At 66.7% G+C, this 13,578-nt stretch carries 11 protein-coding genes; 4 read left to right on the forward strand and 7 right to left on the reverse strand.

Going from position 1 to position 13,578, the window contains the following annotated elements; all coding sequences use genetic code 11:
• Positions 1-10: 10 nt before the first annotated feature.
• On the reverse strand, positions 11-1,174 hold the full coding sequence (gene sucC, locus N536_RS0133565; RefSeq protein ID WP_029117617.1) for an ADP-forming succinate--CoA ligase subunit beta: 1,164 nt from the start codon (positions 1,172-1,174) through the stop codon (positions 11-13).
• A 322-nt stretch (positions 1,175-1,496) separates the two neighbouring features.
• On the opposite strand from sucC, the gene N536_RS0133570 reads away from it, so the two are divergent.
• Both N536_RS0133570 and N536_RS0133575 read left to right on the forward strand, forming a co-directional pair.
• Positions 1,497-2,498 (forward strand): M23 family metallopeptidase, encoded by a 1,002-nt coding sequence (locus N536_RS0133570; protein ID WP_036438565.1) that lies wholly within the window; start codon positions 1,497-1,499, stop codon positions 2,496-2,498.
• 31 nt (positions 2,499-2,529) lie between these two features.
• Positions 2,530-3,096 (forward strand): hypothetical protein, encoded by a 567-nt coding sequence (locus tag N536_RS0133575; RefSeq protein ID WP_051574958.1) that lies wholly within the window; start codon positions 2,530-2,532, stop codon positions 3,094-3,096.
• Here N536_RS0133575 and pcrA read toward each other — a convergent pair.
• Positions 3,093-5,411, reverse strand: coding sequence for a DNA helicase PcrA (gene pcrA, locus N536_RS0133580; protein ID WP_029117620.1), 2,319 nt, complete (start codon positions 5,409-5,411; stop codon positions 3,093-3,095). The genes N536_RS0133575 and pcrA overlap by 4 nt on opposite strands.
• Positions 5,412-5,610: 199 nt before the next feature.
• Between pcrA and N536_RS0133585 the strand changes: the two genes are divergently transcribed.
• Positions 5,611-5,937 carry a chorismate mutase gene (locus tag N536_RS0133585; RefSeq protein ID WP_036438534.1) on the forward strand — a complete coding sequence of 109 codons (327 nt, stop codon included), beginning with the start codon at positions 5,611-5,613 and terminating at the stop codon, positions 5,935-5,937.
• 97 nt (positions 5,938-6,034) lie between these two features.
• On the opposite strand, the gene N536_RS0133590 is transcribed toward N536_RS0133585, so the two are convergent.
• A complete protein-coding gene (locus tag N536_RS0133590; RefSeq protein WP_029117622.1) occupies positions 6,035-7,483 on the reverse strand; it encodes an NAD-dependent succinate-semialdehyde dehydrogenase in 1,449 nt (482 codons plus the stop codon).
• A gap of 49 nt (positions 7,484-7,532) precedes the next feature.
• Between N536_RS0133590 and pgi the strand changes: the two genes are divergently transcribed.
• The gene (gene pgi, locus N536_RS0133595) at positions 7,533-9,200 is read left to right on the forward strand and encodes a glucose-6-phosphate isomerase (RefSeq protein ID WP_029117623.1); all 1,668 of its coding nucleotides are present in this window, start codon (positions 7,533-7,535) and stop codon (positions 9,198-9,200) included.
• 4 nt (positions 9,201-9,204) lie between these two features.
• Here the strand turns inward: pgi and N536_RS0133600 are convergent, their stop codons facing one another.
• Genes N536_RS0133600 through N536_RS0133615 form a run of 4 tightly spaced genes read right to left on the reverse strand, consistent with a single transcriptional unit; the run spans position 9,205 to position 13,545 of the window.
• Positions 9,205-10,590 (reverse strand): FAD-binding oxidoreductase, encoded by a 1,386-nt coding sequence (locus tag N536_RS0133600; RefSeq protein ID WP_197040292.1) that lies wholly within the window; start codon positions 10,588-10,590, stop codon positions 9,205-9,207.
• Entirely contained in the window at positions 10,587-11,450 is an 864-nt protein-coding gene (locus N536_RS42445) for an ABC transporter permease (protein WP_036438538.1), read from the reverse strand. The genes N536_RS0133600 and N536_RS42445 overlap by 4 nt, the downstream gene beginning before the upstream one ends.
• Positions 11,447-12,400 (reverse strand): ABC transporter permease, encoded by a 954-nt coding sequence (locus N536_RS42450; RefSeq protein ID WP_231514710.1) that lies wholly within the window; start codon positions 12,398-12,400, stop codon positions 11,447-11,449. Before N536_RS42450 ends, N536_RS42445 begins: the two co-directional genes overlap by 4 nt.
• A complete protein-coding gene (locus N536_RS0133615; RefSeq protein ID WP_029117627.1) occupies positions 12,397-13,545 on the reverse strand; it encodes a PotD/PotF family extracellular solute-binding protein in 1,149 nt (382 codons plus the stop codon). The genes N536_RS42450 and N536_RS0133615 overlap by 4 nt, the downstream gene beginning before the upstream one ends.
• Positions 13,546-13,578 lie beyond the last annotated feature (33 nt).

Here is a 13,578-nt window from a genome sequence, read left to right on the forward strand (position 1 = left end):
TCTCGTCCTCTCAGGCGTTCGCCAGCTCGGCGGCCTTGTCGGCACCGGAGTCCATCGTGTCGGCCTGGATCACCAGCGGGTGGTTGGCCTCGGCCAGGATGCGGCGGCCCTCTTCGACGTTGTTGCCGTCGAGGCGAACGACGAGCGGCTTGTTGGCCTCGTCGCCGAGGATCTTCAGCGCCTGGACGATGCCGTTGGCCACCGCGTCGCATGCGGTGATGCCGCCGAAGACGTTCACGAACACGCTCTTGACCTGACTGTCGCCCAGGATGACGTCGAGGCCCGCGGCCATCACCTCGGCCGAGGCGCCGCCGCCGATGTCGAGGAAGTTGGCGGGCTTCACGCCGCCGTGCTTCTCACCCGCGTAGGCGACGACGTCCAGCGTCGACATCACCAGGCCGGCACCGTTTCCGATGATGCCCACCGAACCATCGAGCTTGACGTAGTTGAGGTCGTTCTCCTTGGCCTTCAGCTCGAGCGGGTCCGTGGCGTCCTTGTCCTCGAACTCCTCGTGGCCGGGCTGACGGAAGTCGGCATTGGCGTCGAGCGTGACCTTGCCGTCCAGCGCGAGGATCTGATCGTCGGGGGTCCGCACCAGCGGGTTCACCTCGACGAGGGTGGCGTCCTCACCGACGAAGACCTCCCAGAGCTTCTGGATGGTCACGGCCGCGGCGTCGAGCACCTCGGCGGGCAGATGGCCCTGCTCGGCGATCGAGCGGGCGAACGCCAGGTCGACACCCTTGACGGCGTCGACGGGCACCTTCGCCAGGCGCTCGGGCTTGGTCGCGGCGACCTCTTCGATCTCCATGCCGCCCTCGACCGAGCACATCGCCAGGTAGGTGCGGTTGGAGCGATCGAGCAGGAAGGAGATGTAGTACTCCTCGGCGATGTCGCTGGCCTCGGCAACGAGCAGCTTCTTGACGACGTGACCCTTGATGTCGAGCCCGAGGATGTTCTGCGCGTGCGTGAAGGCGTCGTCGGGGGTGGCCGCGTACTTCACGCCGCCCGCCTTGCCGCGTCCGCCGACCTTCACCTGTGCCTTCACCATCACGGGCTTGCCGATCTCCTCGGCGATGGCCTTGGCGTCCTCGGCGGTGTCGGTGACGCGGCCGGGCGTGGTGGGCACGTTGTGCTTGGCGAACAGCTCCTTCGCCTGGTATTCGAAGAGATCCATTGGCTCACTGTCTGTCTGCGTTGACGTTTGAGTTGATTTACGAGTATTCGACCTGAGAGGCTCGTGCGAACTTTATCCACACCGACCGGACACGTCGGCATCGCCTACCGCTCATGTGGCACATCTCACCGGGGCGCTGTAGTGATTGAAATCACAATCTTGGCCGGAATCAACTCTCGGGTTGCCACCAACATTGGATTTTGGTTAACGTGCCTACGGTCTAGATAACGTTAAGGTCACGACGACAAGGACTTTTCGGTTGGCAGAGCAAGGTTCGACCCGAACTCCACTTGGAGGATCGTCGACCGGCCAACCCACCAGAATCGCCTGCGAGACCACCGACATCATCCCGTTCAACGAGTTCGGTGATCTCGGTGACCTGGACTTTTGCAACAGCTCCGCCTTCGACCGCGAATTCCGCGTGATGCGCGCGCCCGAGCTCGACGACCTCCACGACACCGACGATTTGGTGCCGCTGCGGCTCGCCGTCCCGTCACGATTCCAGCCGCCCGTCGGTGAGGGCCGGCAGCCCGCCCATGCGTACCGCGCCAGCCACACCGACGTGAGCGACGGCATGGCGGCCACCGACATCATCGACATGACCGGCCGCCGGGGCGCGCACCGCAAGCCCGACAACGGCGCCGTCAAGGCTCGCCTGGTCGCCGCCGCGATGGCTGCAGGCGCAACGGCCGCGGCCGCCTACTCGGTGGTGAACAGCTCGGGCCCCGAGCAGGAAAGCACGATGCTCGCGGCCGGAGAGTCCGCGTTCGTCGACGGCGCCGTCATCACAGGCTCAACCGACGGCATGCAGATAGTCACGGTCGCCCCCGCCGCCGCCAGCGCCTCGGTGCACACCGAGGAGATCCAGAAGGCCGCGGCGTTCGCGCAGGAGCGCGCCGAACGCGAAGCCCGGCTGGCCCGGCCGCTGTTCGTGATGCCCACCAAGGGCGTGTGGACGTCGGGCTTCGGCTACCGCTGGGGCGTGCTGCACGGCGGCATCGACATCGCGAACTCGATCGGCACGCCGATCCTGGCCGCCTCCGACGGCGTGGTGATCGACGCGGGCCCCACCGCCGGCTACGGCGCCTGGGTCAAGCTGCGCCACTCCGACGGCACCGTCACGCTCTACGGCCACGTCAACACCTGGCTCGTCAGCGTCGGGCAGCGCGTGATGGCCGGCGATCAGATCGCCACCATCGGCAACCGGGGCAACTCGACGGGCCCGCACCTGCACTTCGAAGTTCTGCTCGGCGGCACCAACCGCGTCGACCCCGTGCCGTGGCTGGCCCAGCGTGGTCTGACGCCGGGCGGCTACGTCGGCTGACCGCCTCAGCCGGGCTGGCTAGGCTGGCTTGGTGACATCCGGCGGACCTCCCGACCGAACCAACATCATCCGGCGTCAGCCCGACGACTCGGACCCGCAGACGAGCATCATTCGCCGTCACCCCACGGGTTCGTTCCCACGCGTCCAGCCGCCCGTAGCGCACCCTGACGAGTCTCAGACGGGGTATATCCCGCGTCCCACGCCCGTGGCGGTCGGACCGGCCGGCCGGCCGCGTCCCAGCCCCACAGCGGCGTCAATCACCGCGACGGTCAGCATCGTCAGCGGCTGGGCCACCGCCGTCATCGCCACGTCGTTGATCGCAGGGTGGTGGCGAACCGACGCATTGTTCTGCGTCGCAATCGGTTTCCTCACCGCGGTATCGGCGGGTGCCACGATCGCCGGTTTGATCGTGCTGCTGCTGCGCCGCCGGATCGGGCGGCTGCTCATCGTGGTCGGTTCGGTCGTGGCGTTGATGATCTTCGCCGGCCTGTTCGTCGCGGGTGCCAAACTGCCGCCGATCGTCTACGGCATTCCGGTCCTGCCCGTCGCCAGCGTCCTGCTGGCACTGCTGCCGGCGACGGGACGCTGGACCCGTTAGAGCTTCTGAATCGGCGCGTGGTTGTGCATGAGCTTGACCCGTCCAGCGCTGCCGAAGTCGATGAGCGACATCGCCGACTCCCCCATGCCGGACACCTCCTCGACCCGACCCAGGCCGTACTTGTCGTGCGTGACGCGATCGCCCGGTTCGAGCGTGATCATCGGGCGCTTGCCCGCAGCGCCTCGCGTTGGCGCCGGCCGGGCGGGACCGAACCGTCCCGCGCCACTCACCGGTGCGCTGAACGACGGCGCTTCAACCCGGCGCCAGTCGATGAGCTCCTGCGGAATCTCCCGAAGGAACCGCGATTCCGGGTTGAGCATGGGCTGACCCCACGACGACCGCACCTTCGCGCGGCTCAGGTAGAGCCGGTGCCGCGCCCGGGTGATGCCGACGTAGGCCAGCCGCCGTTCCTCGGACAGTTCGGTCGGATCGCCCAGCGCCCGCATGTGCGGGAACATGCCGTCCTCCCAGCCGGTGACGAAGACGACGGGGAACTCCAGGCCCTTGGCGGTGTGCAAGGTCATCATGGTGACGACGCCCGCGCCGTGCTCGGGCAGCTCGTCGGCGTCGGCCACCAGTGACACCCGCTCCAGGAACTGCGCGAGCACACCCGTGTCGGGGATGTCCTCGTCCAGCTGCTCGCCCGACTCTTCGCGCAGCGCAGCGGCATTGGCCAGATCGATGCTGAATTCGTGTGCGACGCTGACCAATTCGTTGAGGTTGTCGAGGCGCGCGAGATCCTGTGGATCGCTGGATGATTCGAGTTCACGGCGGTAGCCGGTGCGGTCCAAAACCGCTTCGACCAGGTCGCCGAGCTCGTCGCCCAACTTGCCGCGCAGCTGATCGAGCATCTCCACGAATGCGGCGATCGCCTTCTCCGAGCGGGTGTTCAGCATCGGCACCTTGCCCGCCGCGGCGGCTTGCAGGGCGTCGTTGAAGCTACCGCCGGTGTTCTCGGCGTGGACGGCGACGCACGCCTCGGCCCTGTCGCCGATGCCGCGCCGCGGCGTGTTGAGGATGCGGCGCATGCTCACCGCGTCGCCGGGGTTGTCCAGCACGCGCAGGTAGGCGACGATGTCGCGGATCTCCCTGCGCTCGTAGAACCGAACGCCGCCAACGACTTTGTACGGGATGCCTGCGCGGATGAAGACCTCTTCCAGCGCGCGCGACGAGTTGTTGGTCCGGTAGAACACCGCGACGTCGTTGTAGGTGATGTCGCCCCGGTCAGCCAGCGCGTCGATCTCCTGGGCGACGAAGCGGGCCTCGTCGTGCTCGTTGTCGGCGACGTAGCCGACGATGAGCTCGCCCTCTCCGGCGTCGGTCCACAGCTTCTTGTCGCGGCGACCGGCGTTGCGGGAGATGACGGCATTGGCCGCCGACAGGATGTTCTGCGTCGAGCGGTAGTTCTGTTCCAGCAGGATCGTGGTGGCGTTCGGGTAGTCCCGTTCGAAGTCCTCGATGTTGCGGATCGTGGCGCCGCGGAACGCGTAGATGGACTGGTCGGCGTCGCCGACGACGCACAGTTCGGCCGGCGGCACGGCGTCGCGATCCTCCTGGCCCTCACGCGCCGAGTGGCCCGCCAACTCACGCACCAGGACGTACTGCGCGTGGTTGGTGTCCTGGTACTCGTCGACCAGGATGTGCCGGAAGCGCCGACGGTAGTACTGGGCGATCTGCGGAAACGCCTGCAGCACGGCCACCGTCTCGCCGATCAGGTCGTCGAAGTCCAACGCGTTGGCCGCCCGCAGCCTGCGCTGATACTCGCCGAACGCCTCGGCGATGATGCGCGGCAGCTCCTCGCCCACCTCCGACGCCTCGGCGGCCGCCTGCTGCGGACCGATGAGCTCGTTCTTCAGGTTGGAGATGCCGTTGGACAGCAGCCGCGGCGAGTACCGCTTGGTGTCGAGGCCCATGTCCTTGGCGATCATCATCAGCAGGCGCCGCGAGTCGTCGGCGTCGTAGATCGAGAAGTTGGAGTTCAGGCCCGGCAGCAGCGACGCCTGGTTGCGCAGGATGCGCACGCAGGTGCTGTGGAACGTCGACACCCACATGGACCTTGCCCGGGGACCGATCAGCTGGACCACCCGCTCGCGCATCTCCGCGGCGGCCTTGTTGGTGAACGTGATGGCCAGCACCTGCCCGACGCCGACGTCACGCGCGGCCAGCAGGTAGGCGATGCGGCGGGTCAGCACCGCGGTCTTGCCGGAGCCCGCGCCTGCCACGATCAGCAGCGGGGTGCCCTCGTGCAGCACCGCGAGGCGCTGTTGCGGGTTGAGCCCCTCGAGGAGTTGGTCAGTTTCGGTGGCGATCGACATATCGTCCTAAACCTACCGCTGGCCAGGGACACTTTGCGCCGACGCGGCCCTTGGTGGCACACTCGATCTCGTGCTCCATCAGCAGGGACGATTTTTTTACGGGTACCGGCCTGCGGTGCCCGTGGTCTAGCTGCTTCCTAGAGCCCCGCGGTCCGCTTCCGGATCCGGGGCTCGTCTCTTGTGTGAGGCCCGAATCCGGATGAGACCAGAAACGCCACACAGTCACACAAGCGATGAGAATCAGGAGTCACCAATGTCTTCTCCAGCATCACTGGACGCCGAAGATCTCGACATCGACGAGGCGCGCCAGGAAATCGATCGGCTCGACGCCGAAATCCTCGCCGCCGTGAAGCGCCGCACCGAGGTGTCGCGGGCGATCGGCAAGGTCCGGATGGCCAGCGGCGGAACCCGCCTGGTGCACAGCCGCGAGATGAAGGTCATCGAGCGCTACAGCGTGCTCGGTCCCGAGGGCAAGGACCTGGCGATGCTGCTGCTGCGCCTGGGCCGCGGCCGGCTCGGGCACTAATCCCCCCTCTGCGCCGAAGCTGCTGTGAGATCGCGATTTCGCGACGCAACGCGATCTCCCAGCAGTCTCGGCGCTGAAGGGGTTAGTTGGTCAGCGCCTAGTTGGTCAGGGCGATGTACTTCGTGTCGAGATACTCCTCGATGCCCTCGGAGCCGCCTTCGCGGCCGAAGCCCGACTGCTTGATGCCACCGAACGGCGCAGCCGCATCGGAGATCACACCGCGGTTCACGCCGACCATGCCCGACTCGATGGCCTCGGCAACCCGCAGCGCGCGGTCCAGCGACTGGGTGTAGATGTAGCTGGCCAGCCCGTACTCGGTGTCGTTGGCCGCGCGGATGCCCTCTTCCTCGGTGTCGAAGCCGGCGATCGGCGCGACGGGCCCGAACACCTCCTCCTTGAGGATGCGGGCGTCGCGCGGCACGTCGGCCAGCACGGTGGCGGGGTAGAAGTTGCCCGGCCCTCCCGGGGCCACCCCGCCCACGGCGACCGTCGCCCCGCGCGCCACGGCGTCGGACACCAGGTCCTCGACGGTGCCCACCTGCTTGGCGTTGATCAGCGGCCCCAGCGTGGACGACGAATCGAGCCCGTCGCCAAGGGTGAACTCGCTCATCCGCTTCACCAGCTTCTCGGTGAACTCCTCGCGCACCGCGTTGGCGACGTGGAACCGGTTGGCGGCCGTGCAGGCCTCGCCGCCGTTGCGCATCTTGGCCAGCAGCGCCCCCTCGACCGCCGCGTCCACATCGGCGTCGTCGAACACGATGAACGGAGCGTTGCCGCCCAACTCCAGCGACAGCCGCAGCAGCTTGTCGGAGCTCTGCTTCGCCAACGCCTTGCCCACGCCGGTCGATCCGGTGAACGTGAGCTTGCGCAGCCGTCCGTCGTCGATCAACGCGGTGGTGACGTCACCGGGCTTCGACGTCGGCAACACCGACAGCACGCCCTTCGGCAGCCCCGCCTCGTCCATCAGTTTGGCCAGCAACAGCATGGTCAGCGGGGTCTCCTGCGCGGGCTTGACGATCATCGTGCAGCCTGCGGCGAACGCCGGGCCCATCTTGCGGGTTCCCATGGCAAGCGGGAAGTTCCACGGCGTGATCGCGTAGCACGGGCCGACGGCCTGCTTGGTCACGACGATGCGGCCGTGGCCTGCCGGGCTGGGCGTGTAGCGACCGCCGATGCGCACGGCCTCCTCGGCGAACCAGCGGAAGAACTCGGCGCCGTACTTCACCTCGCCGCGGCTCTCGGCGATCACCTTGCCCATCTCCAACGTCATCAGCGCGGCGATGTCCTCGGCCCGGGCGGTGATGGTCTCGAAGACAGAACGCAGGATCTCGCCGCGTTCACGCGCCGGGGTGGCGGCCCACTCGGCCTGCACCGCCGATGCGGCGTTGAGGGCGACGAGGCCGTCCTCGGGCGTGGCATCGGCAACGGAGATCAGCACTTCGTCGGTCGCGGGATTGAGCACGTCGAAGGTCGACGAACCAGCACGCTCCTCACCGCCGATCCACAGGCCGGTGGGAACGGATGACAACAGCTTGTCGGTGTCCATACCTCCATCATTTACACCTTCGAAAGACGCTCCGCACTAGGGTCGAAGAATGACCGCCCAGTCCACTCAGATTCCCGACATCACCTCCACCCCTGCTTGGAACGCGTTGGTCCGGCATCACGACGAAATCGGTGCGAAACACATCCGCGAGCTGTTCGACGAGGACCCCGAACGCGGCCGCGAGCTGACGCTGAGCGTCGGCGATCTCTACATCGACTACAGCAAGCACCGGGTCACGCGCGACACGCTGCGGCTGCTCGTCGACCTGGCGAAGGCGGCTGACCTCGAAGGTCGCCGCGATGCCATGTTCGCCGGTGAGCACATCAACACCTCGGAGGACCGCGCCGTGCTGCACACGGCGCTGCGGCTGCCGAAGGGCGCGGAGCTGACGGTCGACGGGCAGGACGTCGTCGCCGACGTGCACGAAGTCCTCGACTCGATGGGCGCCTTCACCGACCGGCTGCGCAGCGGTGAGTGGACGGGCGCGACGGGTGAGCGCATCAAGACCGTCGTCAACATCGGCATCGGCGGTTCCGACCTGGGCCCGGTGATGGTGGACCAGGCGCTGCGGCACTACGCCGACGCGGGCATCTCGGCGCGGTTCGTCTCCAACGTCGACCCAGCCGACCTCGTCGCGAAGCTGGCCGACATCGAGCCGGCCACAACGCTTTTCATCGTCGCGTCGAAGACGTTCTCCACACTGGAGACGCTCACCAACGCGACCGCCGCCCGGCGCTGGCTCACCGACGCACTCGGTGACGCCGCCGTATCCAAGCACTTCGTGGCGGTCTCGACCAACAAGCGACTGGTCGACGACTTCGGCATCAACACCGACAACATGTTCGGGTTCTGGGACTGGGTCGGCGGCCGGTACTCGGTGGACTCGGCGATCGGCCTTTCGGTGATGGCGGTGATCGGCAAGGAGCGGTTCGCGGAATTCCTGGCCGGCTTCCACATCGTCGACGAGCACTTCAGGACCACGCCGCTGGAGGCGAATGCGCCTGTGCTGCTTGGCCTGATCGGGCTTTGGTACAACAACTTCTTCGACGCGCAGGCGCGGGCGGTGCTGCCCTACTCCAACGACATGGCCCGCTTCGCGGCCTACCTGCAGCAGCTGACGATGGAGTCCAACGGTAAGTCGGTGCGCACCGACGGGACCCCCGTTACCGCCGACACCGGCGAAATCTATTGGGGCGAACCGGGAACCAACGGCCAGCACGCGTTCTATCAGCTGCTGCACCAGGGCACCCGGCTGATTCCTGCCGACTTCATCGGGTTCAGCCAGCCCACCGACGACCTGCCCACCGCCGACGGCACGGGCAGCATGCACGACCTGCTGATGAGCAACTTCTTCGCCCAGACCCAGGTGCTGGCGTTCGGCAAGACCGCCAAGGAGATCGCCGCGGAGGGCACGCCCGCCGACGTCGTGCCGCACAAGGTGATGCCCGGAAACCGGCCAACCACTTCGATTCTCGCGACCAAGCTGACACCGTCGGTGGTGGGCCAGCTGATCGCCCTCTACGAGCACCAGGTGTTCACCGAGGGCGTCATCTGGGGCATCGACTCGTTCGACCAGTGGGGCGTGGAGCTGGGCAAGACTCAGGCGAAGGCGCTGTTGCCGGTGATCATCAACGACGACTCCCCCGCCGAGCAGTCCGACAGCTCGACCGACGCCCTGGTGCGCCGCTACCGCACCGAGCGGGGCCGGTCGGCCTAGCGACTCAGTGGCCGCGGCCCGAGACGAGGTCGGCCACCGTCGCGATCGGCGACGTACCGCGGCGGCCGCGCAACTCCGCGCGGTCGGCGGCGTAGTAGGCCGCGTAGAGGGCCTGTACGGCGATGTACCGCAACGGTTCCGGCTCCCACTTGCGCACCTGGTGGTTCACCCACGGTAGCTCCGTGAGCGCCGACGGCGACTTCAGGATGAGGTCGCGCAGGGTGCGTCCGGCGAGGTTGGTCGACGTAACGCCCGTTCCCACGTAACCGCCCGCCCAGCCGAGCCCCGTCGAGGGATCGAGTCCCACCGTCGCCGACCAGTCACGCGGCACCCCGAGCACGCCGGACCAGACGTGCTCCACTGCCGCGTCAGCCGTCGAGGGAAAGAACCGGGTCAAGATTTCGCGCAGGAGGCCGACGGTCTTGGGGTCGGTGGCGCCGTCGACGTCGGTGCCCGAGCCATAGCGGTACGGAACGCCTCTGCCACCGATCGCGATGCGGTCGTCGGCCGTGCGCTGCGCGTACATGTAGGCGTGGGCCTGATCGCCGAGCGTCTCGTAGCCGTTCCACCCGATGTCGGCCCAGGTTTCGGCGGGCAGCGGTTCGGTGACGATCAGCGAGGAGTTCATCGGCAGCCACGTGCGCCGCAGGCCGTTGATCCTGGCGGTGAATCCCTCAGTGGCCCTGACGATCACGTCGGCCGTCACCGTGCCGGCGGCCGTCCTCGCCTCGTGCGGACGGATCTCGTCGACCCTGGTGTGCTCGTAGATCTCGACGCCCAGCGATTCGACGACCCTGGCGAGACCTCTGGCGAGCTTCGCGGGGTGCAGACGTGCGCAGTGCGGGTGCCACATCGCTCCGGTCGTTCCGCGCACGTTGATGCGAGCCGTGGCCTCTGCGGCGCTGAGAAGTTCGACGTCCGTCATCGACCACTCGCCCGCCTCGGCGACGGCGTCGAGCAGCCGGGCTTGCTGAGCGGCGTTCGTGGCAACGGTGAACTCGCCGCCCTTGATCACGTCGCAGTCGATGTTCTCGGCGCGGGTGACTCGGATGACCTCGTCGACGGTCTCGTTCATCGCGGTCTGCAGGCGCCCCACCGCTTCTCGGCCGTGCGACTTCAGGTAGGAGCCGCGGCCACCGGTGATCTCGTTGGTGAGCCAGCCGCCATTGCGACCCGACGCGCCGAACCCCGCGAAGCGTTGCTCCAGCACGACGATCCGCAACTGGGGCGCCGCCTTCTTGAGGTAGTAGGCCGTCCAGAGGCCTGTGTAGCCGGCACCGATGATGCAGACGTCGGCCTGCGTGGAACCGGGCAGGGCCGGCCGCGCTGGTTCCGGCCCAATGCTGTTCCACCAGAAGGAAACCTTGCCGTTCGTCAGTGCGGCGCTCATCGGCCCACCATCGCACTCGTCAGCCCGGCGGCGCCACCACCAGAACCCGCCGGATCCCGCCGGAGGATCAGGGCGGCAATGCCGAGCACGATCAAGGTGAGCACCAGCATCAGGGTGGACATCGCCGCGATGTCCGGCCGCAGCGACGCCTTCAGCGACGCGAAGATGTACACCGGCCAGGGCGTCGACCCGGCGACCGAGACGAACGACGAGACCACCGTATTGTCGAGGCTGAGCGTGAAGGCAAGCAGCGCACCCGAAATGACGGCGGGACGGATGAGCGGCAGCGTGATGTCGGTGAACCGTCGCAACGGCGGTGCGTACAGATCGGCGGCGGCCTCTTCGAGGAATTCGTTCATCCCGGTCATCCTGGCCCGCACGATGAAGGTGACGACCGCGCTCGCGAAGAGCGAGTTGGCGATGATGAGGCGCACCTGACCGATGTTGAAGCCTGCGAGCCCCCAGTCGACACCGAGCGTGACGAACCAGGGCAACAGCGAGATTGCGCTGACGATCTCGGGGGTCACCATCACCAGGCCAAGAAGGACCAACAGCCCTGGCCCCCACCAGCCGGGCCGACGGGTCAGTGCGATGCCTGCGAAGGTGCCGAGCAGCGTGGCGACGACCGCGGTCCCGGAGGCGGTGATCAACGAGACGGTGATCGCGTTGGTGATCGCCGGATTGGTCAGGGCCGCGACGTACGGCTGCAGCCCGAACCCCTCGAAGGTCTGCAGGGTGCGCCCGTTGTTGAACGAGAACACCACGATGACGACGATCGGGAAGAAGAGGAACAGCAGCCCGAGTACGCCCCAGATGTTCAGGAAGGCGTCGGCGGGACGGATCCTGCGCCGGTCGGTCACGAGGTCTCCTTCAGCGGCAGTTTCAAAGATGTTGCAGCAGTGGCGATGCCACCGACCACCTTGAGAACGCCGCCGACCACGACACTCGTGCCGAAGATGGCCAGCATGAGCAGGACGGCCATCGCCGCGCCGAGTGCCCAGTTCTGGGCGCTCTGGAACTGGGCGGCCACCATCTGGCCGACCATGCTGCCGCTCGCCCCGCCCAGCACTGTTGGGGTGATGTAGTCGCCCATCAACGGAACGAAGACCAGCAGCAGTCCGGCGGTCACCCCCGGCGCAGCCAACGGAACGGTGATGCGCCACAGTGTGTCCCAGGCCGTTCCGCCGAGGTCGCGGCTGGCCTCCAGCAGTTTCGGGTCGAGACGCTCCAGTGCCACGTACAGCGGGAGGATCATCAGTGGCAGATAGTTGTAGACCACGCCGAGCTGGACCGCAGCCGAGGTGTACAAGACGTGTAGGGGCCCGTCCGTCAGATTCGCCCATCGCAGGGTCTTCGACACGAAACCCTCTGGGCTGAGCGAGATTTGCCATCCGATGGTGCGAACCAGGAAGTTGGTCCAGTACGGGATGAGGACGAGGGCCAGCACGACGCCGCGCCACTTGGAGGCCAGCTTGACCGCCATCCAATAGGCCATCGGAAACGCAATCACCAGGCACAGCAACGTTCCCACGACGGCGATCTTGAGCGTCCGAACGAAGATCGCGAAGAATGCGGGCGACGCAGCTTGGCCGTAGCGGTCGAACGACAGGATGTCGTTGGCGTGGGTGGTGTAGAGGTCAGGCTTGTAACCGAAGCTGTACCAGACCACCAGGCCGAACGGCAGGATGAAGAACAGCAGCATCCAGACGCTGATCGGCAGGGCTCCGAGTCCTCCCGGCAGACGCAGCCGCCGCGCGGGCGGCACGTCGGCCAGCGCCGCCTGCTCCGCCCGTCCCTCCACGACGGTCACTTGCCCGCCGCGGCCTTGAGCTCGTCGTAGATGCCGATGATCGTGCCCTCAGCCGACGTCATTTGGCTGTAGACCAGCTTCTTCATGATGTCGTCGCTGATGAAGACCAAGTCGGGCCGTTTGATGTCGGCCTTCTTGGCCGCATCCTCGATTCCCTTGATCCCGGTGTTGTAGCCGATGTAGAGGAGCTCCTTGAGGGAGACGACGGGGTCGAGCACGTAGTTGATGAATTCGTACGCGGCGTCTTCGTGTGGTGCGCCCTTGACGATGGCCCAGTTGTCCTGCCACAGGTTGGCCCCCTCCGACGGCCAGACCCACTTGTACCTGTCGGGCTCGGCGTTCGCGAGGATGCCGAGCCGGGCGTCACCGTTCCAGCAGTGGATCAGCGCGCGGGCGGAGGAGGAGATCGATGCGTTGGTGGACGACTCGAAGGCCTGCACGTGCGGAGCGATCTTGTCGATGATGAAGGAGCGGTAGGCCGCGATGTGGGCGGGATCGGTTGTGTTCTCGTCGATTCCGTTGGCATAGAAATAGGTGAACGCGACCTCGCTCTGGTCTTCGAGGAGCGAAAGGCTTCCCGACGCCTCCTTCTGCGCGGCGTCGAGGAAGTCCACCCAAGACTTCAGTTCGCGCTTGATGATGGTGGTGTCGTAGACGTAGCCCGTCGAGCCCCAGTCCTTGCACACGCTGTACTTGTTGCCGGGGTCGAACGGGGTATCGACCACTTTGGCCGTGAGGTTGCTCATGTTCGGCAGCTTCGAGTGATCGAGCTCGGTGAGCAGCCCGGCGGTCGCCATCTGTTGAATGTTCGAGTGGGTGGGCACGCAGATGTCGTAGCCTGTCGTGCCCTTGGCCGCACTGAGTTTGGCGATCATCTCGGGGTTGGAGCCGTACGAGTCGAGGGTGATCTTCGGGCCCTTGGCCGAGGTGAAGTCCGTCAGCACGGCAGGGTCGTCGTACTCGCCCCAGGTGTAGATGTTGAGGCCGCCGGACGACGCGCCACCACCACCGCCCGACGAATTCGAGCAGGCGGCGAGGAAGGCGCCGACCCCGAGCGCTGCGGTGCCACCCAGAAAGGTTCTGCGGCTGAGCGAGTTCCGCATTGCCTCGGGAACGAGAGCACGGATGTTCTTCTGCTGATTCATGGCGTGACTTCCAGTTCGGGTCGACGGGACGAT

The organism is Mycobacterium sp. URHB0044, from assembly GCF_000620625.1.
Classification (GTDB): Bacteria; Actinomycetota; Actinomycetes; order Mycobacteriales; family Mycobacteriaceae; genus Mycobacterium.

What these genes read in the sequence shown, in the direction of transcription:
- N536_RS0133615 (WP_029117627.1), bottom strand. Translation starts at nt 13,545, where the DNA reads ATGAATCAGCAGAAGAACATCCGTGCTCTCGTTCCCGAGGCAATGCGG.
- sucC (WP_029117617.1), bottom strand. Translation starts at nt 1,174, where the DNA reads ATGGATCTCTTCGAATACCAGGCGAAGGAGCTGTTCGCCAAGCACAAC.
- N536_RS0133585 (WP_036438534.1), top strand. Translation starts at nt 5,611, where the DNA reads ATGAGACCAGAAACGCCACACAGTCACACAAGCGATGAGAATCAGGAG.
- pcrA (WP_029117620.1), bottom strand. Translation starts at nt 5,411, where the DNA reads ATGTCGATCGCCACCGAAACTGACCAACTCCTCGAGGGGCTCAACCCG.
- pgi (WP_029117623.1), top strand. Translation starts at nt 7,533, where the DNA reads ATGACCGCCCAGTCCACTCAGATTCCCGACATCACCTCCACCCCTGCT.
- N536_RS0133600 (WP_197040292.1), bottom strand. Translation starts at nt 10,590, where the DNA reads ATGAGCGCCGCACTGACGAACGGCAAGGTTTCCTTCTGGTGGAACAGC.
- N536_RS0133590 (WP_029117622.1), bottom strand. Translation starts at nt 7,483, where the DNA reads ATGGACACCGACAAGCTGTTGTCATCCGTTCCCACCGGCCTGTGGATC.